Raw genomic sequence first — 21,950 nt, forward strand, 5'->3', positions numbered from 1 at the left:
AATGGCCAGCCACCCAGCAACCACGGATACCCCATTATGCCTGTTCCCGGTTCCATTGCGTTCAATGTTTTTTCAAACACCATTTCAAATCATAATGTTTTGCAGTTTCCTACCCTGTTGCGTGCCCCCAAAAGGGGTGGGGTTATGCCCCCCAATGCCGCCGCACTGCATCAGGCTGCGCCAAAGGGTGGCACCCCAGCCCTTAACGGGCAGAAAGAGCCGGATGAAAAGGTTTCTAACACGTTAAAAAGGTGTGACACATCACAACATCACGCCGAATCCGCAACCGCTTTGGTGCTGCCGCCGCAGGGGGGTGTGAACGCGCGGGCCTGCCAGCAGGCACAGCGACCCGGCACATCGGCGCAGGTGGTGGCCAACATGGTGGGGCTGCGGCGCAAGGGCTATTCCTTCCGGCGTATCGGGCGGGAAGTGGGCCGGTGTATGGAGGGCGTGCGGCAGGTGCTGATGCGGTATGAAGATGCCCTGAAAGCCCAAACCCCCGCCCACGCGCCCCAGCCCAAAGGCTATGCCGAACTGGTAAGAGACCCCGAACCCCTGCCCGCAGGCCACCCCATTGCCATGCGCGGGCTCTGGAAAGGGCTGGAACACTGGCAACCCACACAGGCCCACACCCCCACCACATGGCAGCAGGATGAAGCCGCTTTGGCGCAGGCGCTACTGTGGAACGGAGGTGCCGCTTAATGCCCCGTTCAGCCTCATCCCCCGCAACGCCCGCAGCCACACCCGCCAGCACGCGGCGCAGGTGGTCCAAGTTCTGGTGGCAGGACCATGAGCGAGATCCGGCCTTGCGGTTGTGCAGCCTGGCCGCACAAGGGTTGTGGATGCGCCTGCTATGCCTGATGCACGAGGCCGAGCCCTACGGCCATTTATGCGTAAACGGCAAACCCCTGCACCCGCGCCAGATTGCCCAGATGGTGGGCGTAGGCCCCCAGCAGGTGCGCCGCTATATGGCAGAGCTGCAAGATGCCGGTGTGTATGCCACCACGGCGGAGGGTGTGCCGTATTCTCGCCGCCTGGTGCGAGACCGCGCTGCATCCGATGCCGGGGCCGCGTGGGGCCGCACCGGGGGCAACCCGCAGCTTAAGCCCGATACCCCCGCAGCCGAGGCAGGGCAGGGGATAACACCCCCACCCAAAGCCAAGGTTATGCTCCAAGAAGCAGAGGCAGAAACAGAGGCAGAAGCAGAACATCCCCTCACCAAGTTCGGGCCGGACACGGATGCGCGCACGCATCTGTTCAAATCTGGTCTGGCATTTTTGAAAAAAGCCACCGGCAGGCCGGATCGTTCTGCCCGGGCCATTCTGGGCCGCTGGCTGAAGCTGACGGGGGATGATGCCGCCGTGGTGCTGAACGTGCTGGCAGAATGTGCACGCTTTAACCCCGCCGAACCCGTGGCGTGGATAGATGCCACTCTGCGCACCCAGTTGCAGATGCGCCCCGCGCCAGAAGAACCCACCAGCCAACACGCCCGCCGCATGGCCGCGTGGGATGGCGTGCCGGATGTGGAGGGCGTGTAAGTGCCGCAACGGGCGCAGATACACCTCGGCAGTGTGCAAGGCGGCACGGCCCAAAAGGGTACAGAACCGCAGGCGCGGGCATATGGTACGCGCTTGGCGCAGGCGCAGGGTGCGGGGGGCATAACGCACCCGCCCCACGGCGGAGGCTACACGCCCGCGCCACCAGATATACAGGCTCTGTTTGCCGCAAGGCGTGAAGGTGTGGCGTTAACTGCGCAAGACGTACCACCCAATATGGAGGCCCAAGTGCAGGCGTGCTGGCAGCGTGTGCAACTGGCCATGCAGCCGGTAAGCCAGCCTATTGTGGCGGCGTGGCTGAAAAAGCTGGGGCAGCTTGTTTCCAACCCACCGGGGGCGGCCGATGCCGCAGCGCAATGCCGCGCCATTTACGAAGTATGCGCCGATATACCAGCCGGGGCGTGGTGCCCGCAGGCGCGTCTGGCATGGGCGCGGCAGCCTGCGCGCAATGGTTACCCCGTAGGTGCCCGCTGGCCAGCCCCGGCGGAATTGCGGGCTGTGCTGCTACCTTTTGCCAACACCATCTGGCGCGATGCCCACGGTTGCAAGGCCCTGCTGGGGCTGCACACACGCACGCCCTAACCCACGCACACTTTGCAAACACCCTTTAAAAACACGGAACACACATGAAAACACAGGCCACAGCCCAGCACACAACATCCGCCCCCGTTGGCCTTATGGCGCAGGCCGCGCTCAACAAGCCACGCCGCACAGTGCAGGGCTTGTTACAGGCAGGGGATATTACGCAGGAAGCTGCCGATGCCGCAGAGCGATGGTGCCGCAACTATGTGTTTGGCTATTTTGATTATCTGGAACACACCACCCCAACCCCGCAGGGGCAGACTGTGCGGCATGATGCGGTATCCTGGCAGATGGTGCGGGCCAAGGCCATGGCGCGCATTACGGCGGTGCGCGATGCGCTGGGCCTGTGTGCACACCAGCGTTTGCGCATGATGCTGGTGGATGATCTTTCCTTCCGCGCAATGGGGGAGGCGTTGTTCCCCAATATTTCCAGCAGCTCCGCCCAGCGCAAGATTGCGGCGCAATGTGCCCTGGTGCTGGAGCAGCTTGCCGCGCTGGAGGCCTCGTTCCGCCGTGCGGAGCAGGCCAAAAAGGCCGGAAAGCGCAAAACAGCGCGTGCAGAAAAGGAAGTTTTGCAGGCGTAAGCCAAAAATACGCGTGCAAGAAAAAAGGAGCCGATGCACTCGCACCGGCTCCTTTTTTGCAAAGCGTATGCTGTGCTGTGCGATTTTTTACGCCAGAGCAGCCTGCGCATATATCTGGCCAAGCCCCTGCAACGTGGCGGGCAGTGGCGGCTTGGCGTGGCTTGGCTTGGCTGTTTGTCCCCCATGTCTGCCAGATGCAGGTTGGGCTGGGCATCTGCTGCACATGCAGGAACTGCCTACCCTACAAAAATGTTTTCTACGGTTGCATCACCTTTTGGTGTGCGGCGCAGGCGCGCATGGCATGTGGCATGTATAACATTGCCCGCCCCCGCAGTGTTAATGGGCGAGCCAGCGTTGCTGAAACCTGAAATGTTATTGAACGTTAGGGAACTGCGGCCGGATTGAAAGGGGAAGCATCAGGCTGCCGTTTCTGGTGCGTTTTTAAATGCTGTACCGGAAATAAAGCATATTTCTGATTCTTATATGTATATCATGCAAAAACGCTGATGAGGTGGTGTGTTTGGCTTTTTTTCAAAAATAGTAAAATTATGAAAAAGATATTTATATATAAACAAAAGTTTCAAAATTAAAATTAAGACATAATTGAAAATGGGCTGTTTTTGGTACGGATTGTTTCTATATGATGAAAGTGGTGCTATAAGGCCGCCAGAAAAGTCTGGAACTTTTTTGAAAAAAAAGGAAATTTTATCAAATTTCATATCTGAACATTATCTGCACATGGAGGTGATTATGAGTATAGGATATGTGAGTGCAGATTGCCCATTTGTAAAACAGGATGAGCAAAAGAAGATTTTAGAAGAATCTGGATGTCAGGTTATATTCACAGGTTCTTTTTCAAAAAATGGGTCGTCCTTTTTGCAATTTGTGGCACGGCAGAAGGTGGGCACACACATTGCTGTGGCGCAAATGGATTGTATTGTAAGCAGCTGGCGGCATTTGCGTGATATTATCCTGCAGGTTCAGAACCAGAACTGCGCGCTTATTTCTGTAAAAGAGCCGTGGGTGAACACACGCGCAGAACGCAGCACGCTTATGCTGGAAATTTTGGACGGGCTGGAAGAACTTGAAAAACGCTTTATACGCCAACGCATGTCTACAGGCCGGCACAAGGCCATGTCTGCCGGGTGCCGCATGGGGCGGCCCTGCAAATTAACGCAACTCCAGCATGAGGCCGTGGCACAGGCGCGCGCCAGAGGCCATACTTTGCGTGAAATTGCCAAGGAATATAATGTAAGTATCAGTATGATTTCGCGGTTATTGAAAAAGATACCCCGTAAATCATAAACTCATGTGTTCAGGAACGTGGCCCTATGTGTTGTGGGGGCCATATTCCTGAACGCGCTTTGTTTAAAAAAATATTTTATATTACTTGTGGTTTTTACGAGGGCCGTGGAAATCATGCGTCATGTACGGAATGGTATCCAGAATCTGGATAGACAGCAGCCCCATTTTGTTTTTGCTGCGCTCTGATGTCATGGGCAGGTGGGCGTGGCCATCTGTCCAGCGGCCGGGCTCACCATCATGTTCATGCCAGCCGGGCAGGTCTTTCTCCATATGTGAAGAAATCTTGCGGGGCTTTCTGTTTTCCTGAAGGGTAATTTCCCCCACGCGCACGCCCAGGCGGCGTTTATCCTGCACATAGGGGGCAATAACATCTACCGGCCTGCTTGCGCGGGAGGAAAGATGTACTTCATGCACATTTGGCGGCAGCATGAACATGGCCAGATTGTTTTGTTCACGCATTTTGCGGATAAGCTTGCCGGTATCCGTAATCAGGCTGAGGTCATGCTCATGCGTTATTTCGGGCGGTTCAAACAGGCTGTGGCTCAGGCCGCGGCTTTTGGCGCGGGCCAAAAGGCGGTGGTATAGCGCGCCCACAACTTCGCGCTCTGTTACCACGGGGGCATCTGTGCGGGTGTGCCAGTGGGTGTTGTTGGGGCAGGGGGGCAGGGCGCTGGCTACCAGCAGGCCTTCGGCCACAATAATGGCGGGGCCATCTGTTTCCAGCGGGTAGGCGATGTAGCGCTCAAACGTGTGGTCGTAAAAAATGGAAAGCCGGTTGACCAGCAGGGCTGCGGGCACAAACTTGTTTTCAAAAAACAGGCACTGGTCTGGTGTCAGCAGCACATCCTGCGTGGGCAGCCCATCTGCAATGGCATCTTGCAGCACGCGTATGGGGTATCCGGCCTCATCTTCTGGCAGGCCGGGCAGCACGCACACATGCTGAGCCATAACCTTGGTGATGGGGGCAGGCATTTCTGCCATTTCCGGATCATACGTTACCAGCACATGGCCGGGGGTAAGGCTTTGAACAGGCTGCGGCCCGCTTTGGGTATGGATGTTGGTATTATGGAGAACGCCCGGCACAGAGGTATCTGGATGGCGTGCGGAGGCACCATCGGGAAGGGTCTGATCGGATTTGTCGTGAATGTCATGCACAACCGCATGGCGGGGAAGCGCTGTCATTTCTTCCTTCTGACTTACACCACGGAAAACAACTTCCGTATCTGTGCTTCAACATAAAATGTTCCTTGATCCTGACAGGACAAGGCGCATCCAGAACTTTTTTTCAAAACCTGAGAAATAAGGCATACATGCCTAATGTATGTTGCAACTGCATTCATCAGGCCTTGATTGCGCCATACTGTACCAGCCATAAAAAATTTGCCAAGCTATAAAAGCAAATAAACCATGCCGAAGCTTAGTTTATCATTTTACTATGTTGTGTATATGTAAATCTAACTTAAGTAAAAATAAAAATAATATAAATAAACGCAAAAAGTAATTTTCTTATTTATTGAAATTTGTACAGATTTTGTGCGTCGTTGTCATGAAAAGTGCATTTATGCAAAAGACACGGGCAAGCTAAAAATTGGAAAACTGAAAATTATAACAACAATCTGAGGATTTTTTTCCAATGCGGGGCGGTCTGTAAATATTTCTTTAACGCGATTATCAATTTGTTATAGGTGCCCTTTGCAATCTATGTAATTTAAGTATATCTGAAATGCATTGCCGTTATGGTTAGCAGAAGCCTTCCCCCCCGCCGTTATGGCAGGGGAAAAGGACTTGGCTGTGGTGTTAGTAAATATCGAAGTCGTTATTGCCGGTGGAGGAAAAAGCCATGCGGCGTTCTGTAAGATCCAAAATCCACGAGGACATGTCAGACCGGGTGCGCGGCGGAAACGGCAGCCGCTTGAAGATGGAGCGCATGGAGTAGAACTTTTTATACATCCACTGAATGCGGGCTTCCATTTCCTTGGGGGAGCAGTTCTTGGGCCAGATCTGGCAGATTTGGCCGGGCCAGCGGTCAATTTCTGGCGCGTTGATAATACGGCCTGCCTTTTCCATACGGTTAAACAGCGCCGTGCCCTTGGTGGGCGTAAGGATGTTGAAATACGCCGCAGGCACCTTGTGTTCTTCCAGAAAGGAGATGGTGGCGCGGTAGATATCGTGATCTTCATCATCAAAACCGAAGATGAAGTTGAGCGAGTAGCTGATATCGCGCTGGCGCAGGTTTTCAAACATTTCGTGGTAGCGGCTGGCTTTGTTCCAGCCTTTGCGCATGCCGTCCAGAATATCCTTATCAATACTTTCAATACCGATATTCACGTGCATCACGCCGGATTTGCGTGCCAGATCGAGAAATTCCTTATCCAGACACAAATTGGAAGACCACAGGGTAGACCAGCGAATACCCAGCGGCACCAGCCCTTCCATCAGTTCCATGGCGCGGCTTTTCTTGCCGCCAAAGTTGCTTTCACCAAAAAAGAAGTGGCTGCCACGGTTCTTGATGAGCTTGAGCTCATTCACCATTTCGTCCACCGGGCGCCAGCGGTAGCGGCCACCAAGGTAGAACCGTTCGGAGCAGAAATCGCACACAAACGGGCACCCGCGGGAGGACTGCACCGCAAAAGTGCGGAAGGGGCCAAACTTTTTAAGGTCCAGCAGGTCATACCGTGGGGCGGGCAGGCCGTTCAGTTCCTTAAGCGGTGTGGCGCGGTAAATGCTTTTCAGCCGGTTGGCTGCGGCATCTTCGAGCATTTCCTTCCAGATGGGTTCGGCCTCACCCACGCCCACGGCATCTACGTGCTCGGCGGCTTCTTCGGCGTTAAAATACACATGGGGGCCACCCATAATTACTTTTACGCCGCGTTTACGAAATTCCTTGGCAATATCGTAAGCGCGGTAGGAATGGAGGGTCCAGGCCGTAAGGGCCACAACATCCACCGGCGCATCAAAATCTATATCTTCAAGCTGTTCATCCAGCAGCGTGACCTTCCACTCTGGCGGGGTCAGGGCGGCAAGGTACGGCAGGGGGAGCGGGACCATCTGTCGGCGCTTGGTTTTGAACAGCGTTCGGTCCGTAGGGGCTTTATAATGCGTGGGCTGAATGATCAGGAGGCGTAGGTCATTTGCTGGCATGTGGGTATCAGGATCTGCTGAATTAAAAGAAAAAACGGGCAGATGGTGCCCCTTTGTTACAGAATATACATAAGCAGGGGTGGGGGGCTGTCCACCTCCGCTCAAGCATGGCGGATGTGTGCCCACCGTAACCAAACGCAGCCCCTAAGCTGGCCTGCGGGGTGGCGGTAAGGCGCGGCGTGCGCCGTAATAACAGGGATGCACGCAGGGCATGGATTTGGCATATCCATGCGCGCACTGCAATGCGGCGGGGCCGGGCTTTTGGCATGGCTCCCATGCCTGCAAGTGGGGTCCGTGGCGGGCTGATCTTGCGCGGGGTGTGGGGGCCAGCAGGGGCCAAGGCAGGGCGCGGGGTAAAACCTGCGTGTAGGGTGGTGTTGCAGTATATATAAGGGGCATTGGCATATGGGCTGGCGGCGTAAAGGGGCGGGATGATTGGGTTTGGCTTTTTGCGGCCTGTTATGCAGGCGGCGGCGCGGGGTATGGCGCGCGCATATGTGCAGCCCTCCGGCGCGGTGCCTGTTGTGCTGGCCCGCATAAGCCAGCGCCTTGCCCGTGTGGCGGCGTGGTTCTGGCCCGGCAGTGCGGCCCAGCTTGTGGCCCCGCCCAACAATGCCGGGTGGCGGGCAGATATAGATGGCCTGCGCGCGCTGGCTGTGGTGGGGGTGGTGGTGTACCACGTCTTTCCCGCCGCGTTGCCCGGTGGCTTTGGCGGGGTGGATGCGTTTTTTGTAATCTCCGGCTTTTTAATTAGTGGGCATCTGGTGGCGCATTTTGGGGCGGGGCGGTTTTCTGTGGCCTCGTTTTTTGCGCGCCGGGTGCGCAGGCTGGCCCCCGCGCTGTTGGTGGTGCTGGCCGCCACCCTGCTGGCCGGGTGGTTTACCCTATTGCCCACCGAGCTTGCCGCCGTGGGGCAGGATGCCGCAGCGGGTGCGGCATCTGTAGCCAACCTGCTGATGTGGCACGCCCAAGGCTATTTTGACCGCGCAGCGGTGCTTAAGCCCCTGTTGCATTTATGGTCATTGGGGGTGGAGGAGCAGTTCTATCTGGTCTGGCCGTTGGTGCTGGCGCTGGGCTTTGCCGCACGGGTGCGCGCAGGCGTGCTGGTGGGGGCCACGGGGGCGGCGTGCTTTGTATATAGCGTGGCGTGCAGCGCGTGGTGGCCGGGGGCCGGGTTTTATTCTCCCTTTAGCCGAGGCTGGGAGTTCATGCTGGGCGCGGGCCTTGCGCTGCATGGTGTGGCGGAGCGTGGGCCGGAGGGTGCCACCTCGGTGCAGAGTGCACCTGCGGGCATGGGCCGCATGTTGGCGCGGTGTGGCACTTTACTACGCACAAGCCGGGCGCGGAATGGCGCGGGTGTTTTGGGGCTGGCCTGTGTGCTGGCCGGGTTTGTGGTGCTGCGGCCGGGTGTAGGCTTTCCGGCACCTTTTGCGCTGTTGCCTGCGGGGGGTACGGCATTGCTTATTTGGGCGGGCGTTGGCGCGTGGGTAAACCGGCACGTGCTGGCTGTGCGGCCCATGCGGGCGGTGGGGCTTATCAGTTACCCGCTGTATCTGTGGCACTGGCCGCTGGTTTCGTGGTTTCATATTGTGCGTGGGGCTGGGGTTATTCACAACAGTGCGGGGTTTGCGCTTATGGGCGCGGCACTGGCGCTGGCGTGGCTAACCACCAAGTGTGTGGAAAACCCGTTACGTGGCGGGCGTTTTCGGCAAGGCAAAACGGCGGCCCTTGTGGGCGGCTTGGTGGCCATATGCACGGCGGGGCTGGTAACGTGGCACACGGCAGGTTGGCCCGCACGGTTTGCGCACACCCCTGCGGGCACGGATCTTTCTGCCATCAATCTGGCGGTGCGCGATGGCATTTTTGCCCCCACAGCGCATATGCACATCACGCACGAAAACGGGCTAACAATCGCCTCCATAGGCCATGCGGGCCACCCCATAATGTTTACGGGGGACAGCCTGCTTTTTCAGTGGGGGCCGAGGGTAGAGGCGCTGTTGCAGCAGGGGCAACTCAAGCACACGGTTATATTTGTGGCAGGCCCCAGTTGCAGCCCCTTTGCGGGCGAGGTTTATGAAAAATCCTTTGCGTATTGCCGCAATATGCAAAACGTGCAGCAGCGTATCATGCAGCAGCAGAATGTTCAAGCCGTGGTGGTGGGGGCGTTCTGGCCGCGCGTGCTGTTACACACACCGGGCACACAGGCACAAAAACAGGCAGCTTTTGTGCAGGATATGCGCAGCCTTTCGGGCAACGGTGCGCGGCCCGTGTGGCTGGTATTGCCCACCCCGGCAGATGCACGCTTCAGCCCCGATAAACTGGTAGCCCGTAGCCTAACGCATATAGGCGTAAACACCGCCTTGCTGGAGCAGGGTATTCCCACCCAGCAGCTCCGCAATGATACAGCGGCGGATACGGCTTTTGTGCGCGCCCTTGCCGCACAAGCGGGGGCAAAGGTGCTGGATGCGTGGCCCGATATCTGCGGCACCGGCCCGGCCTGTGCGGTTATTACCCCGCCAGCCACGCCCAAATATGCAGATGACAAGCATTTAAGGCCCGGCTTTGTGCAACAGCACGCCACGTTTTTGGATGATGTTCTGGCCCGTTAGGGCGTGTTCCAGCCCAGCCAGAAATCCGGGGCATCGTTCCACTTGGCCAAGGTGGGGGAAAGGTGCCTGCGGGCCTGAAAACAGCCCATGGCAAAACCTGCCGTGCCATCGCACGAATCATTACGCTGGTGCACGGCACCCTGCATCCAGAACAATGCGCCGCGCTTGCGCTCACCACTCAGCCCGGCAATCCAGCGGTTCCAGTTATGGCGGGCGTTCTGCCCTTCATGATACGCCGTCATATCCTGCGCGGGGGCAGGGGGCATGGCCATTGCGGGTGGCATAAGCTGTGTGCCCGGTGCCGGGGGCGCGGTGTTAAGCGCGTAGGTAACGCCCGGCGGCATGCGCCCACTGGGCGGAGGTTCCAGCGGCACGGGGCCAGCCAGCAGCAGCATGGCAAAGCCTGCCGCCGCAATGCCCACAAGGCTTACCAGCCCAAAACGTATGGCGCGGGTTGCATCCGATGTGTGGGAAATGGGCTCAACCGAGACAGCACGCAGCGCTTTTTCTGCTTTTTTCTGGCACCGGGCGCTGCAATACGGCGCGTAGGTGTTGGTGTGGTAGATACGGTCACACCATGCACAAGCTTTGTCCATGACCTCCCCATCACCCAATCTGCCAAGATTTTCTGTCACGCGCGGCGCACTATAACAGTGTTCGATATATTTGCCAGTCCTGATTGGGAACAGTTCTTAACTGTCTGTTCACATACCGGTTTGCTTTGTTTTGACGGGCTGCGTGGTCAGCCCTAATTCCGGCTTATCATCCCAAAAATTGTAAAAACCAAGGACATTCCCATGCCTATAGCAGTGCGCAGGGCAGAGCTGGCCTGTGGCGCGGTTTTGCGTGGCAGTGGCCGATGGTGGGTTGTGGCGCAGGCTGTGCCCACGGGTGTGGTGATGTGCCCGCTGCTATGCACACCGCAAGACCATCACCGGGCAGATATTTGCATAGGTTGGGCGCAAGCCCTGCTGCTGGGGTGCCCCGCGCAGGCCGTGCTGCGCTGCCGCCCGGTATGGCGCGGCACTGTGGCGGGGCTGGCCTGTGTGGGCCAGCTTAACCCGCCCACATGCCAGCGCATGGTGGCCGCCCTTGCGCGCGAACACCACCACCATCAGCACGAAACAGACCGCCCGTTTGTAGCCCAAGGCAGGGGCGTGCGGTCTGGATCTTCCTTTGTTCAACAGGGTTGGATATGTGGCCATGCCCCGCAAGACAGCAGCACCCGCGCAGGGCGCATCAGGGCCATCAGCTTTGGCCCCGATGGCGCGCCGCAAAAGGCGCAGCACAAAACCCGTAACCCCGCTGGATATCTTCACCCGCATCATGCAGGGGGATGAAAGCATAACAGACCGCCAGTTTGATGCCGCCAAGGTGGCCGCGCCCTACATGCACCCCAAGCTTTCGGGCCTTGCCACAGATGCCCTGCCACGCCGCAGCGCAGATGCCTTTACGGATGAGGAACTGGCCGCCCTTGCGCAGGAAAACGGCGTGCACCCGCAGGCCTGATTTTTGTAGCTGTTATTTGGAAAAACCCTTTCATGCCCCACGCTCGGCCCGAATGCGCACGCACCATGCAGGCGGGCCGGGTGGCGCGGGCGGAACTGGCACGCAGGCAGGCCGCACGCCAGCATGTTCTGGATTTTGCCCGCTATACGCTGCCAGATTACAAGGCAGGCGCGCATCATGCCCTGCTGGCCCGCACGCTGGAACAGGTGGAGGCCGGGCGCATTGCGCGGCTGATGGTGTTTATGCCGCCCCGGCACGGTAAATCGGAGCTGACATCTCGCCGCTTTCCCGCATGGTATCTGGGGCGGCACCCCAAGCGGCAGATTATCGGGGCCTCCTACGGGGCCACGCTGGCGCAGGATTTTGGGCGCGATGTGCGCAATATTGTGGTGTCCTCCCGCTATGGGGCGTTGTTTTCCGGCACTCGGTTGGCGGCAGATAGCAGCGCGCGCGATGTATGGCACACCGCACAGGGTGGGGGGTACACCGGCATGGGTGTGGGCGGCGGGCTTACGGGCCGTGGCGCGCATCTGGCCATTATAGATGACCCCGTAAAGGACCGGCAGGAGGCCGAAAGCCCCGCCCGCCGTGCCGCCGTGCTGGACTGGTACCGCGCCGTGTTGCGCACCCGCCTGATGCCCGGCGGTGCCATTGTGCTGGTGATGACACGTTGGAGCCCGGATGATCTGGCAGGCCGCCTGCTGGATGACATGCACAACAAAACCGGCGAGGCATGGCATGTGCTGGACCTGCCCGCCCTAGCCACCCAGCACGATGCACTGGGCCGCAGACCGGGGCAGGCGCTATGGCCGCAGGCGTTTGATACAGCGGAACTTGCGCGTATTCGCCAAGCAGTGGGGGAGCGGGAATGGGCCGCACTTTACCAGCAAAACCCGGTGCCGCTTTCTGGCAATCTGTTCCACACCCACATGCTTGGGGTGCAGGAGGCACTGCCCGCAGCCTCCGGCCCCGCCGTGCGCAGGTGGGACCTTGCCGCCACCCGCCAGACCGGCAGCAACAACCCGGATTGGACAGTGGGCGTAAAAATGCACCACCTGCCAGATGGGCGCTTTGTGGTGGCGGACATTACCTGCCTGCGCGGAGACCCCGCACAGGTAGAAGCCGCCCTGCTGGCCACCGCCGCGCGTGATGGTGTGGGGGTGGACATTGTGCTGCCGCAAGACCCCGGGCAGGCCGGTGTGGCGCAGGCGCGGTACCTTACCGGCAGGCTGGCCGGTTACAAGGTGCGCTGTGTGCGTGAAACAGGAGATAAAGCCACCCGCGCGGCCCCATTTGCCGCGCAGGTAAATGCCGGCAACGTGCTGCTGCTACGCGCCCCGTGGGTGCATGCGTTTATGGAGGAACTGGCAGCATTCCCCGCCGCCACGCATGATGACCAAGTAGATGCCGCAGCCGGTGCTTTTGCCGCACTGGCAGAGGCACATCCCCTGCCGCGCTTTGGGGCGGATTTTTTGGCCCGTATTTAGTGTGCGTGCTGCTGGCGCAAGGCCTGCTGGCGGCGCTTTTCTTCCTCACGCTGCTGGCGTTTGCGGGCGCGTTCTTCCGCCATGTTGGCGCCCAAATGGGCCTCGCCCCGCTGTTCGGCCAAACGGGCCTGGCGTTCACGCTCTGCATGGCGGGCGCGGCGGGCTTCATCCCACTGGCCGTAGCAGTGCGGGCAGGATACGCCGGTTTCAAACTTGGGGCTGGCTTTATCTTCCGCCGTAATGGGCGTGCGGCAGGCGTGGCACAGTTCCAGCTCACCGGGTTTAAGGCCGTGGCCTACCGTTACACGCTGGTCGAACACAAAACATTCACCCCGCCACAGGCTTTCTGCCTCTGGCACGGTTTCCAGATACTTCAGGATACCCCCTTGCAGATGGTACACTTCATCCAGCCCTTCGGCCTTGGCAAAGGCGGTGGATTTTTCACACCGAATGCCACCGGTGCAGAACATGGCCACACGCGGCTTGCGGCCCTTTGCCAGAAGTTCCTCACGGTGCTGGCGGAACCATGCAGGAAATTCCCGAAAGGTTTTAATCTGCGGGTCTATCGCGCCTTCAAACGTGCCTACGGCCACTTCGTAATCATTGCGCGTGTCTATCAGAATGGTGTCGGGGTCTTTTAACAGTTCGTTCCATTCTGTGGGGGGTACGTAGGTGCCCACAATGTGGTTGGGGTCTGTGCCCTCCACACCCATTGTCACAATTTCCTTTTTCAGCCGCACCTTCATGCGCAGGAAGGGCATTTCTGGCGCGCGGGAGAACTTCACCTCAATATCCGCGCAGCCGGGCAGGGTGCGGATATGCGCCAGCACGGCCGCAATACCGGCATCTGTGCCTGCAATGGTGCCGTTAATGCCCTCGGATGCCAAAAGCAGAATGCCCTTTACCCCGTTGGCGGTGCACACATCCTGCAACGGCCCGCGCAGATCAGCCGGGTTTGCAAATGGGGTAAAGCGGTAAAGGGCCGCCACGCAAATGGGCAGGGCTGCGTTTTCGGTATCGGGCGTGGGGGCAGTGGGCTGGGCAGTCATGCTCGGCAAGTTCCTTGGGCTTGTTGGGTGATTGCAGATCATCCGTTCCGCGCCACGGCTTACAGCACCGCAATCAGGTTGCATTTCAATGCCGCCCATTTACCCGCCCGCAGCGGGGGCAGACAAGTTTTTTCCGCGCTTACCATAGGTTTTTGGCGGCGGAGGGGTGTGCATGCCGTGCGGGTGCATATGGGTTTGTGTCTTTTGTAAAAACAGGTTTTTCCAATTTTTAACTTAAGGGCAGGGTATGTCTGGTTTGTCTTTTTCTTCCCGCGCTCGGCTGGGGTGGTGGCAGCGTTTGCGCGGGCGGCGTGCCCCTGTGGCCCTGCCGCGTAAGGAGCCGGTGCTGCCCCAAGGGGCCTTTGCGGCAGATGTGGCCAAGGTGGCCCCGGCAGCCATGGCGCGGGCAGATGTGTTTGCGCCGTATCGGCCCCCGCGCGGGGTGCGGGCCAATGGCAGCACCGCCCCGCTGGCCATGGATAGTGCCGCCGCACAAAACGCCCCCGGTTTGCTGGACTGGCTGCGCAATGCCGTGGCGGATGGGGTGGTGTTTCCCGGTTATGCACGGCTGGCGGAAATGGCCCAGCGGGCGGAGTATCGGCACATGGTGGACACCATTGCCACCGAGGCCACGCGGCAATGGCTGGTATTCACTTCCCGCTCCGGGCAGGGGGCGGGCAAGGCAGACCGCATCAACCAGTTGGAGGCCGAATTTACCCGCCTGAATGTGCGCGATGTGCTGCGCCGCATGGCGGAAATGGACGGCCATTACGGCATGGGCCTGCTGTATGTAGATACCGGGCTTTCCCCCGTGGCGGGTGGTTTGGCATCCCCCTTGCTGTTGCGGCCAGAAACTTTTCGCAAGGGCAGTTTGCGCGCCTTGGTGCCGGTGGAGCCGGTTTGGACAACCCCCGCCACGTATGAAACCGCAAACCCGCTGCACCCGGCCTTTTACAAACCGCAAAGCTGGTGGGTGCAGGGCACGCTGTTGCATGCCACCCGCCTGTTGCGGTTTTGCGCGCGGGAGGTGCCGGATATTCTCAAACCCGCTTATAACTTCGGCGGGGTTTCCCTTACGCAAATGGCGCGGCCCTATGTGGAAAACTGGTTGCGCACGCGGCAGAGTGTTTCGGATTTGCTGAATGCGTTTTCCATTGTCGCGCTGTCCACCGATATGGCGGCCTATGCGCAGGACCCTGAAGGGCTTTTGGCGCGGGTGGAGGCGTTTAACCGCTTTCGCTCCAACCGGGGCACGTTTGTGCTGGATAAGGAGCGCGAAAAGCTGGAGCTTCTGGCCGCGCCCCTTTCCGGGCTGGACAGTTTGCAGGCGCAGGCGCTGGAGCAGATATGCACCGTGGCGCAACAGCCGCTGGTAAAGTTTGCCGGTATTTCCCCTTCCGGGCTGAATGCCTCGGCTGATGGCGAGATCCGGGTTTTTTATGATCGGATCAGCGCTTATCAGGAATCCTTCCTGCGCCCCAACCTCACGCACATTTTGCATATGGTGATGCTGAACCTATGGGGCGCGGTGGATACGGACATTACGTTCACCTTCCGCCCGCTCTGGCAGATGGATGAGGCCGAACAGGCAGAAATAGACGCCAAAAAACAGAGTACGCCACCATGAACACACGCAATACCGGGCAGGCCTGCGCCAGCCCGCACGCCGCTGTTGCGCCCGATACGCAGCTTTTGGCGCTAGATAGGGCCAGCGTGCGCCGGGTGGATGCAGATGGGCATTTGCACATTGCACACTGCATTCTCTCTGCCGCAACCGTTAGCCCCTATTATGGGCGCGAAATTCCGGGTGCCGCTGCGCTGGGCCTGAAAGATGATGTCCTTTACAGCGTTTTTCGCCCGCCAGATGCGCTTATGCAGGCTGCCCCCAGCCTGCGCGGCAAACCGGTGCTTATGCAGCATACCCCCGTAAGCGCGCAGGATCACCCAGCCAGCATTACCGTGGGCGCGGTGGGCAGCGATGTGCGCTTTACCTCACCCAACCTGACAGGCAGCCTGACGATATGGGATGCCTCAGCCATTAAGGCCATAGAAAATGGCACACAGCGCGCGGTTTCTGCCGGGTATCGGTACACGGCTATCAAACAGGCGGGCACCTATATGGGCACGCCCTATACGCTGATAATGGCGGATATTGCCTTTAACCATCTGGCCCTTGTGGCCCAGCCCCGCGTGCCTTCCGCCATTATTGGCGATGCCGCACCAAACCCCAACATGCCTTTTAATAACAGGAGCTTTCAGGCCATGCCTGATCAAACGCCCATTACCGTTGCGGCCATGGATGCCGCCATTGCCCAGGCAGTGCAGCAGGCGGAAGAACGCGCCGTGCGCCAGATGGCGGACCTGCACACAGCCCGCGCTGCCGTGCGCCCCTTTGTGGGCGATGTGGCCATGGATAGCGCCCCCGCCATTTACGCCTTTGCCTTAAAGGAAGCGGGTATTGATGCCACGGGCGTGCCCGAACAGGGGCTGAAACCGCTGTTTGAAAGCTTTGCCCGCATGCAGCCGCGTGCGGGTGGTGGTGCCCCCGTAATGGGGCAGGATGCCGCCGCCACACAGGGCTTTCGGCAGCGCTTTGGGCTGGAACGCATTGGCGTGCGCGGCTGAAGCCCTTTTTCCTTTTTGCATGATACAAGGCAGGTAAATGTCTTTTCAAAATCAGGTTAATATCCAGCCAGCGCCTGCTGTGCCGGGTGATTTTGCATCCCTCAACCCCACGGCCACCTTTCCGGCGGGCGAGGGCGCATTGGTGGCGGCTGCCGGTGGTTGCACAGTGGCTGCCTTTGGCTGGGTGCAGGCCGATGGCGTAAGCGTGGCCAACATGCCGCCCAGCGGCAGCACCACAGCGCCCGATGGCTTTGTGCATCGGGATCTGACAGCCCAGATCACGGATTTTACGGCATCGGAAAGCATGGTTATTCCGCAGGGCTTTCCCGTAACGCTGTTTACGGCGGGGGATTTCTGGGTGCAGCCCACCACGCAGGCTACACCGGGGCAGGCAGTTTTTGCCAGTTTGAGCGATGGCACCATCAAAACTGCCGCCACAGGTAGTTCCGTAACAGGTGCGGTGGCCACAGGGTTTTTTGTAGCTTCCGCCGGTGCTGCGGGTGAGCTGGTTCGGATTTCTACATGGATGCACGCATAATGCTAACTTCTCATTCAGAACTGGCGGAACTCAACCGCCTTGGCTTTGTGGTGCCCGATGCACGCGGCCTGATTGGCGCAGAACATCTGGTGTCAGACAGCATGGCGCTGGATGCCCAGCCCGCGCTTTCCACCACTGCCAATGCGGGTATTCCGGCCTTTATGTCCGCCTGGGTGGATACGGGGCTTATCAAGGTGGCCTTTGCCCCCATGCGCGCGGCCGAACTGCTAGGCGAGGTGCGCAAGGGGGATTGGGTTTCCAAAACCGCCGTCTTTCCCATGTTGGAAACGGCCGGGCAGGTTTCCTCCTACGGGGATTGGAACCAGAATGGCACGGTCAGCCTCAACCCCAGTTTTCCCGAACGCCAGTCCTACCATTATCAGGTGTTTGTGGCGTGGGGTGAGCAGGAACTGGCGCTGGCCGGGCAGGCACGCCTGCAATGGGCCGCCAGCCTGCGAGAGGCCGCAGCGCTTAAGTTGAACAAGTTTCAGAACCAGACATACTTTTTTGGCATCAGTGGGCTGAAACTGTATGGCTATCTGAATGACCCGCGCCTGCCCGCTGCCATTACGCCCGCCACCAAAACCGCAGGCGGCACGGCGTGGGAAAACGCCACCCCGGAAGAACGGCAGGATGACGTGATTGCCCTTATCAACCAGCTACGCAAACAAACCGCCGGGCTGGTGGATACGGATACGCCAATGGTGCTGGGCCTTGCCCCAACCCGCATGGGGCTGCTGACACGCCGCAACAGTTTTGGCCTTTCCGCCCTGACGATGCTGCGAGAAACCTACCCCAACCTGCGTTTTGTGCAGGCTGTGGAATATGGAGATGCCGCCGCCAACGGCGTGCAGACCATGCAGATCATGGCCGACCATGTGGATGTGCAAAAAACTGCCGAAGCCGCGTTTACAGAAAAACTGCGTGCCCATGCGGTGGTAACCGAGGCCTCGGCATGGAAGCAGAAGCTCTCTCAAGGCACATGGGGGGCCATTATTTACATGCCCGCAGGCATTGCCACCATGACCGGCCTGTAAAACACACAGCCCGCGTAACGCACACTCCTGCATAAAAACGGAAAAACACATGGCAACATCATCAACAGTTACCGTTGGGTGCAAACTGCCCAATGGGCTTGTGCTGGAACTGGCAGGCCAGAAGCACGAACTGGCAGGCGCACGCACGGCCAAGGCAGGCGGGTATGGGCTTACCCCCGTGCCAGCAGATTTCTGGCAGGCATGGGCGCAAAAATATGCAGGTTTTCCCCCGCTGGAAGCCGGGCTGATTTTTGCCCAGACCACGCCAGAAAAAGCCGCAGGCCAGGCCAAGGAACAAGCCAGCCTGCGCACGGGTATGGAGCCACTTAACCCCGCAGCCCCAGCCCCCGGCATTACGCCCGCGTAAGGCCAGAACTTCCGTTATCTTGCAGCATGTAAAAGGATGTTTTCCATGCCGGAAAATCAGCCAATGCAAGCGGCTGCCTTACCTTCTGCCTGCAACATGGCGGAAGATGGGGCTGTTGTGTTTGATGCCGCAGCCTTTAAGGCATGCTACCCAAATCTTGTAGCCAGTGCGGGGGCAGATGCCGCCAGCGCGTGTTTTGCCCGTGCAGGGCTGTTCTTGAACAACACTGGCACATCCCCCGTGCGCAACCCGGCCAAGCGGGCAGAATTGCTCATGCTCATTACAGCGCATCTGCTTCAGCTTGGCATCAATAGCGGGGCGTATGCCACAGGTACGGGGGATGGCACTGCCGCGCTAGTGGGGCGCATTACCACCGCGCGTATGGGCAGCGTGCAGGTGCAGGCCGATATGGGCACGGTTTCCCCCACACAGGCGTGGTGGGTGCAAACACCTTATGGCGCAACCTTTTGGGCAGCATCTGCCTTTTTGCGCATGGGGCGCTATGTGCCGGGCTGGCCACAAAGAGTGGTTTCCTGGCCATGAATGCGCTGTTTAACATGGCGCTGGGGGCCACGGCGGCCTTGTTGCCATCTGTGCCCGCCATATTGCGCGTGAACACAGGATACGAGACCGCGCCAGATGGTAGCACCACGCCGTGCTTTATGGATATTGCCGTAACAATCAGGGTGCAGCCCGTGCCCACGGCTGAACTGGTGCAAACCGATGGGCAAAACCAGAGCATAATTCAGCGAGAAATCTATATGCCCGGCACCATTTGCGGGGTGGACCGCACGCATCAGTTTGGGGGCGATGTGTTTGTGTTTGATAACGCCCACTGGTTGGTAACGGCCCAGCCCGAGGCATGGGGCGGGCAATGGTGCCGCGTGCTTCTCACCCAACAGGTGGCGGCATGAGCACCCAGAGCATGCAACAGCCAGATGAGGCACAGCTATTTGCTGCCCTTCGTGCCTTTGTGCTGGAAGTTCTGCCCGTAGGCACAACCGTTTTGCAAAGCCGGCAAAACCACACGCCACCGCCACGGGGGATGTTGGTGCTTATCACACCGCTTTCTCGCCAGCCTATTGGCACGGGCAGCACACGCTATGGGCCGCAAAGTTGCACCCTGTTGCGGCAGGAGCAACTAGCCACCCAGATAAGCCTTTTTGGCACAGGTGCAGCAGATGCCGCGCAAACGCTACTCACCCTCTGGCGCGATGCATGGAACACCACGTTTTTTGCAAACCGTGCAGCACAGCAACACGGCATGCCGCGCCTGGCCCCCTTGTATGCAGATCACGCCGAATGTCTGCCGTATGTAAACGCGCAACAGCAATACGAACCCCACTGGCAGCTTACCCTGCATAGCCAGCTTACTTTTTCCATCACCCTGCCAGCCGCCACAGCCACCGCTGCCACAGTGCACAGCGTGGCCGCAGACAGGCTTTGAAATGCGAGTGAAACCTGCATGATCCTTCCTGTTTCTTCCCTTGTGTCTGTCACGCCGGGTGTGTTGGCGGCGGGGGGCACCACAAACCTGCTGAACGGGCTTATATTTTCTACAAACACAGCGCTTTCTTCCGGCCTTTCCACATTTACAACTGCGGCAGAAGTGGCAGCCACATGCGGCGCGGAAAGTATTGAAGCCAGTATGGCCAGCATTTACTTTGCGGGCTACACCAATGCGCAGGATCTGCCGCAAACACTGCATTTTTACCAACTGCCCGCCACCCCGGCAGATACGGATTACACCACAGCCCTTACAAACGCTGCCGCCGCCAGTGCAGACTGGTGCGCCTTTGCCTTTGCGCAGGAGCCAGATGCCACGGCCAAAACCGCCATTGCCGCATGGATGCCCACAAACCCCAACCGCTACTGGGGCATTGTGCAGGATAGTGATGCCAGTATTTTGCAGGCAGAATCTCACTGTTTTGGCAGCACCGTTGCAGCGCAGGCCACGCCGGGGCTGACATGCCTGTGCAATACGGATGGCAACGGTACACTGGCTGCGGCCCTGTGTTTGGGCTGGGCGGCCAGCATAAACCCGCAGCGTAATGCCGGGCGCACCACGTTGATGTTCCGCAACAATGGCGGCGTTACCCCGGCGGATATTACGGCCACACAGGCGCAGGCCTTGCTGCAAAATGGATACAGCTTTTGCGGGTCCTACAAAAGTGGAGATTCCACATTCAGTTTTCTCAACAACGGGGCCGTATCCGGCGCGTTTGCGTGGGCAGACAGTTATCTGAACCAGATCTGGATGACATCCTCCTTCCAGTCCGATCTGCTCACGCTGTTTTCTGCCGTGGGGCAAATTCCCTATGCCGTGCAGGGTGATACGCTGCTGGCCACCGCTGTGCAGAACACCATTGATACCGCCGTGGCTTTTGGCGCTATCCAGCCCAACGTCACGCTTTCTGCCGCGCAGGCGCAGGTGGTGAATGCACAGGCCGGGCGCAGCATTGCAGATACGCTGGCCACACGCGGGTGGTACCTGCTGCCCGGTGCTTCCACCGCATCTGCCGCCACACGGGCCAAACGCGGGCCGGTGCAGGCGCGGTTCTTTTATATGGATGGGCAGTCTGTCCAGTCTATCTCTTTGGCTACGGTAGAGGTGCAGTAAGCATGTCTGATTACGATATTACAGCCGCCAACTCGGTTTTTACCATTACGGTGCCAGGGCTGTACAACACGCCCATTACGCTGGAAAACTATGCCGCCGACCGGGCTTTTGAAACCACCGCACGAGATCTAGCAGAAACGGCCATGAGCATTGATGGCTACCTGAACGCAGGCTGGATACCCACACCCGTGCGGCAGACAATCTCCCTTGCCGCCAGCAGTGAAAGTGGACTGGTGTTTGAGGCCATTGCCGCCGCCCAAGATGCACAGCGCGGGTTGTACCGGCTGGGGGCGGAAATTCAGCTTCCCTCTATCGGGCGCAAATACACCATGGTGCGCGGGCTGTTGCAGGCTGTGGCCGTAATGCCCAGCGCAGGCCGTGTGCTGGAAGCCCGCAGTTTTGAAATTCTGTGGGAACGCGTGTTGCCTGCTGCCCTGTAAAACAGGTGTGTTTTTAAAAACAACAGGAAAGAGCAGGCATGAAAACCGTGGAATACACGCATCCCCTACCGGGAGAAGATCAGGGCAAGGTATTTGTGCTGACACGCATGGATGCCTTTGCCGCAGATAGCTGGGCGCGCCATGTGTTGCAGGCCGCCATACGCGGAGGCGCACGCGTGGGAGCGGATATGGCAGAGGCAGGCCTTGCCGGGCTTGCCGCCTTTGGGCTGGAAATTTTTGGCTTTATGGAAGAAGCCGATCTGGATACCGCTTTGGCGCGGCTGATGCAGTGCGTTAAAATGCGGCCAGACCCACACCGGCCAGAAGTGACACGTGCTGTTATTTCCGCCGATTTTGCAGAACCCGAAACACTAGGCATGGTGCGGGCCGAGGCCTTTAGGCTGCATGTGGGTTTTTTGCGGGCCGCCGCGCACCAGCTTTTCCCCATGGTGGCGGCTTTGCTGGGGGACGAGGCCGCACAGGCCCCGTTGTAAACTGTGT

The 21,950-nt window shown here is 59.0% G+C and carries 26 protein-coding genes; 20 read left to right on the forward strand and 6 right to left on the reverse strand.

The features are described from left to right. Window positions 1–36: 36 nt before the first annotated feature. Genes APA10_RS08025 through APA10_RS08040 form a run of 4 tightly spaced genes read left to right on the forward strand, consistent with a single transcriptional unit; the run spans window position 37 to window position 2,722 of the window. A complete protein-coding gene (locus tag APA10_RS08025) occupies window positions 37–702 on the forward strand; it encodes a hypothetical protein (RefSeq protein ID WP_003628941.1) in 666 nt (221 codons plus the stop codon). Beyond that, the gene (locus APA10_RS08030; RefSeq protein WP_003628942.1) at window positions 702–1,538 is read left to right on the forward strand and encodes a hypothetical protein; all 837 of its coding nucleotides are present in this window, start codon (window positions 702–704) and stop codon (window positions 1,536–1,538) included. The genes APA10_RS08025 and APA10_RS08030 overlap by 1 nt, the downstream gene beginning before the upstream one ends. After that, the gene (locus tag APA10_RS08035) at window positions 1,539–2,138 is read left to right on the forward strand and encodes a hypothetical protein (protein ID WP_174714289.1); all 600 of its coding nucleotides are present in this window, start codon (window positions 1,539–1,541) and stop codon (window positions 2,136–2,138) included. A gap of 44 nt (window positions 2,139–2,182) precedes the next feature. Continuing rightward, window positions 2,183–2,722 carry a hypothetical protein gene (locus APA10_RS08040; protein ID WP_003628944.1) on the forward strand — a complete coding sequence of 180 codons (540 nt, stop codon included), beginning with the start codon at window positions 2,183–2,185 and terminating at the stop codon, window positions 2,720–2,722. Between the two features lie 87 nt (window positions 2,723–2,809). Here the strand turns inward: APA10_RS08040 and APA10_RS14915 are convergent, their stop codons facing one another. Continuing rightward, entirely contained in the window at window positions 2,810–2,947 is a 138-nt protein-coding gene (locus APA10_RS14915; protein WP_155116675.1) for a hypothetical protein, read from the reverse strand. A gap of 525 nt (window positions 2,948–3,472) precedes the next feature. Between APA10_RS14915 and APA10_RS08050 the strand changes: the two genes are divergently transcribed. Then, the gene (locus APA10_RS08050; RefSeq protein WP_250697613.1) at window positions 3,473–4,027 is read left to right on the forward strand and encodes a recombinase family protein; all 555 of its coding nucleotides are present in this window, start codon (window positions 3,473–3,475) and stop codon (window positions 4,025–4,027) included. Window positions 4,028–4,108: 81 nt separating this feature from the next. Here the strand turns inward: APA10_RS08050 and APA10_RS08055 are convergent, their stop codons facing one another. The 3 genes from APA10_RS08055 to APA10_RS15145 form a co-directional block, all read right to left on the reverse strand. Continuing rightward, window positions 4,109–5,209 carry a Hint domain-containing protein gene (locus tag APA10_RS08055; protein ID WP_003628948.1) on the reverse strand — a complete coding sequence of 367 codons (1,101 nt, stop codon included), beginning with the start codon at window positions 5,207–5,209 and terminating at the stop codon, window positions 4,109–4,111. Between the two features lie 615 nt (window positions 5,210–5,824). Beyond that, the gene (locus tag APA10_RS08060) at window positions 5,825–7,168 is read right to left on the reverse strand and encodes a B12-binding domain-containing radical SAM protein (RefSeq protein WP_035367467.1); all 1,344 of its coding nucleotides are present in this window, start codon (window positions 7,166–7,168) and stop codon (window positions 5,825–5,827) included. A gap of 22 nt (window positions 7,169–7,190) precedes the next feature. Continuing rightward, complete coding sequence (locus tag APA10_RS15145; RefSeq protein WP_162096952.1) at window positions 7,191–7,706, reverse strand: hypothetical protein; 516 nt, start codon at window positions 7,704–7,706, stop codon at window positions 7,191–7,193. Between APA10_RS15145 and APA10_RS08070 the strand changes: the two genes are divergently transcribed. After that, on the forward strand, window positions 7,600–9,777 hold the full coding sequence (locus APA10_RS08070) for an acyltransferase family protein (RefSeq protein ID WP_003628953.1): 2,178 nt from the start codon (window positions 7,600–7,602) through the stop codon (window positions 9,775–9,777). The genes APA10_RS15145 and APA10_RS08070 overlap by 107 nt on opposite strands. Here APA10_RS08070 and APA10_RS08075 read toward each other — a convergent pair. Continuing rightward, on the reverse strand, window positions 9,774–10,412 hold the full coding sequence (locus APA10_RS08075) for a hypothetical protein (RefSeq protein WP_003628954.1): 639 nt from the start codon (window positions 10,410–10,412) through the stop codon (window positions 9,774–9,776). The genes APA10_RS08070 and APA10_RS08075 overlap by 4 nt on opposite strands. 162 nt (window positions 10,413–10,574) lie before the next feature. Here APA10_RS08075 and APA10_RS08080 point away from each other — a divergent pair, with 162 nt between their 5' ends. From APA10_RS08080 to terL, 3 genes are read left to right on the forward strand one after another with little or no spacing between them, the layout of a single operon-like run. After that, the gene (locus tag APA10_RS08080; RefSeq protein WP_035365669.1) at window positions 10,575–11,117 is read left to right on the forward strand and encodes a hypothetical protein; all 543 of its coding nucleotides are present in this window, start codon (window positions 10,575–10,577) and stop codon (window positions 11,115–11,117) included. Beyond that, the gene (locus tag APA10_RS08085; RefSeq protein WP_003625349.1) at window positions 11,104–11,286 is read left to right on the forward strand and encodes a hypothetical protein; all 183 of its coding nucleotides are present in this window, start codon (window positions 11,104–11,106) and stop codon (window positions 11,284–11,286) included. The genes APA10_RS08080 and APA10_RS08085 overlap by 14 nt, the downstream gene beginning before the upstream one ends. Before the next feature lie 32 nt (window positions 11,287–11,318). Beyond that, the gene (gene terL / locus APA10_RS08090; RefSeq protein WP_003628956.1) at window positions 11,319–12,773 is read left to right on the forward strand and encodes a phage terminase large subunit; all 1,455 of its coding nucleotides are present in this window, start codon (window positions 11,319–11,321) and stop codon (window positions 12,771–12,773) included. Here the strand turns inward: terL and trhO are convergent. Then, window positions 12,770–13,822, reverse strand: coding sequence for an oxygen-dependent tRNA uridine(34) hydroxylase TrhO (trhO, locus tag APA10_RS08095; RefSeq protein WP_003628957.1), 1,053 nt, complete (start codon window positions 13,820–13,822; stop codon window positions 12,770–12,772). The genes terL and trhO overlap by 4 nt on opposite strands. Before the next feature lie 247 nt (window positions 13,823–14,069). Here trhO and APA10_RS08105 point away from each other — a divergent pair, with 247 nt between their 5' ends. The 11 genes from APA10_RS08105 to APA10_RS08155 are packed head-to-tail and all read left to right on the forward strand — an operon-like array spanning window position 14,070 to window position 21,943. Further along, on the forward strand, window positions 14,070–15,449 hold the full coding sequence (locus APA10_RS08105) for a DUF1073 domain-containing protein (RefSeq protein WP_003628959.1): 1,380 nt from the start codon (window positions 14,070–14,072) through the stop codon (window positions 15,447–15,449). Next, window positions 15,446–16,447: a DUF2213 domain-containing protein gene (locus tag APA10_RS08110; protein WP_003628960.1), complete on the forward strand. Its 1,002-nt coding sequence runs from the start codon at window positions 15,446–15,448 to the stop codon at window positions 16,445–16,447. Before APA10_RS08105 ends, APA10_RS08110 begins: the two co-directional genes overlap by 4 nt. Window positions 16,448–16,484: 37 nt before the next feature. Beyond that, window positions 16,485–16,985, forward strand: coding sequence for a structural cement protein Gp24 (locus tag APA10_RS08115; RefSeq protein WP_003625360.1), 501 nt, complete (start codon window positions 16,485–16,487; stop codon window positions 16,983–16,985). After that, a complete protein-coding gene (locus APA10_RS08120; protein ID WP_003628961.1) occupies window positions 16,985–18,022 on the forward strand; it encodes a major capsid family protein in 1,038 nt (345 codons plus the stop codon). Before APA10_RS08115 ends, APA10_RS08120 begins: the two co-directional genes overlap by 1 nt. A 49-nt stretch (window positions 18,023–18,071) precedes the next feature. Further along, entirely contained in the window at window positions 18,072–18,389 is a 318-nt protein-coding gene (locus APA10_RS08125; protein ID WP_003628962.1) for a hypothetical protein, read from the forward strand. A gap of 36 nt (window positions 18,390–18,425) precedes the next feature. Next, window positions 18,426–18,932 carry a DUF4054 domain-containing protein gene (locus tag APA10_RS08130; protein ID WP_003628964.1) on the forward strand — a complete coding sequence of 169 codons (507 nt, stop codon included), beginning with the start codon at window positions 18,426–18,428 and terminating at the stop codon, window positions 18,930–18,932. Beyond that, complete coding sequence (locus APA10_RS08135; protein WP_035365686.1) at window positions 18,923–19,303, forward strand: hypothetical protein; 381 nt, start codon at window positions 18,923–18,925, stop codon at window positions 19,301–19,303. The genes APA10_RS08130 and APA10_RS08135 overlap by 10 nt, the downstream gene beginning before the upstream one ends. Then, window positions 19,300–19,836, forward strand: a complete 537-nt coding sequence (locus APA10_RS08140; RefSeq protein ID WP_174714291.1) for a phage neck terminator protein — start codon at window positions 19,300–19,302, stop codon at window positions 19,834–19,836. The genes APA10_RS08135 and APA10_RS08140 overlap by 4 nt, the downstream gene beginning before the upstream one ends. Window positions 19,837–19,854: 18 nt before the next feature. Then, window positions 19,855–21,009 (forward strand): DUF3383 family protein, encoded by a 1,155-nt coding sequence (locus tag APA10_RS08145; RefSeq protein WP_003628970.1) that lies wholly within the window; start codon window positions 19,855–19,857, stop codon window positions 21,007–21,009. 2 nt (window positions 21,010–21,011) lie between these two features. Continuing rightward, a complete protein-coding gene (locus APA10_RS08150; protein ID WP_003625374.1) occupies window positions 21,012–21,449 on the forward strand; it encodes a phage tail fiber protein in 438 nt (145 codons plus the stop codon). A 38-nt stretch (window positions 21,450–21,487) separates the two neighbouring features. Continuing rightward, window positions 21,488–21,943, forward strand: coding sequence for a hypothetical protein (locus APA10_RS08155; RefSeq protein WP_003628971.1), 456 nt, complete (start codon window positions 21,488–21,490; stop codon window positions 21,941–21,943). Window positions 21,944–21,950: the final 7 nt, after the last annotated feature.

Origin of the sequence: Acetobacter pasteurianus subsp. pasteurianus LMG 1262 = NBRC 106471, from assembly GCF_000285275.1 — a bacterium.
GTDB lineage: Bacteria > Pseudomonadota > Alphaproteobacteria > Acetobacterales > Acetobacteraceae > Acetobacter > Acetobacter pasteurianus.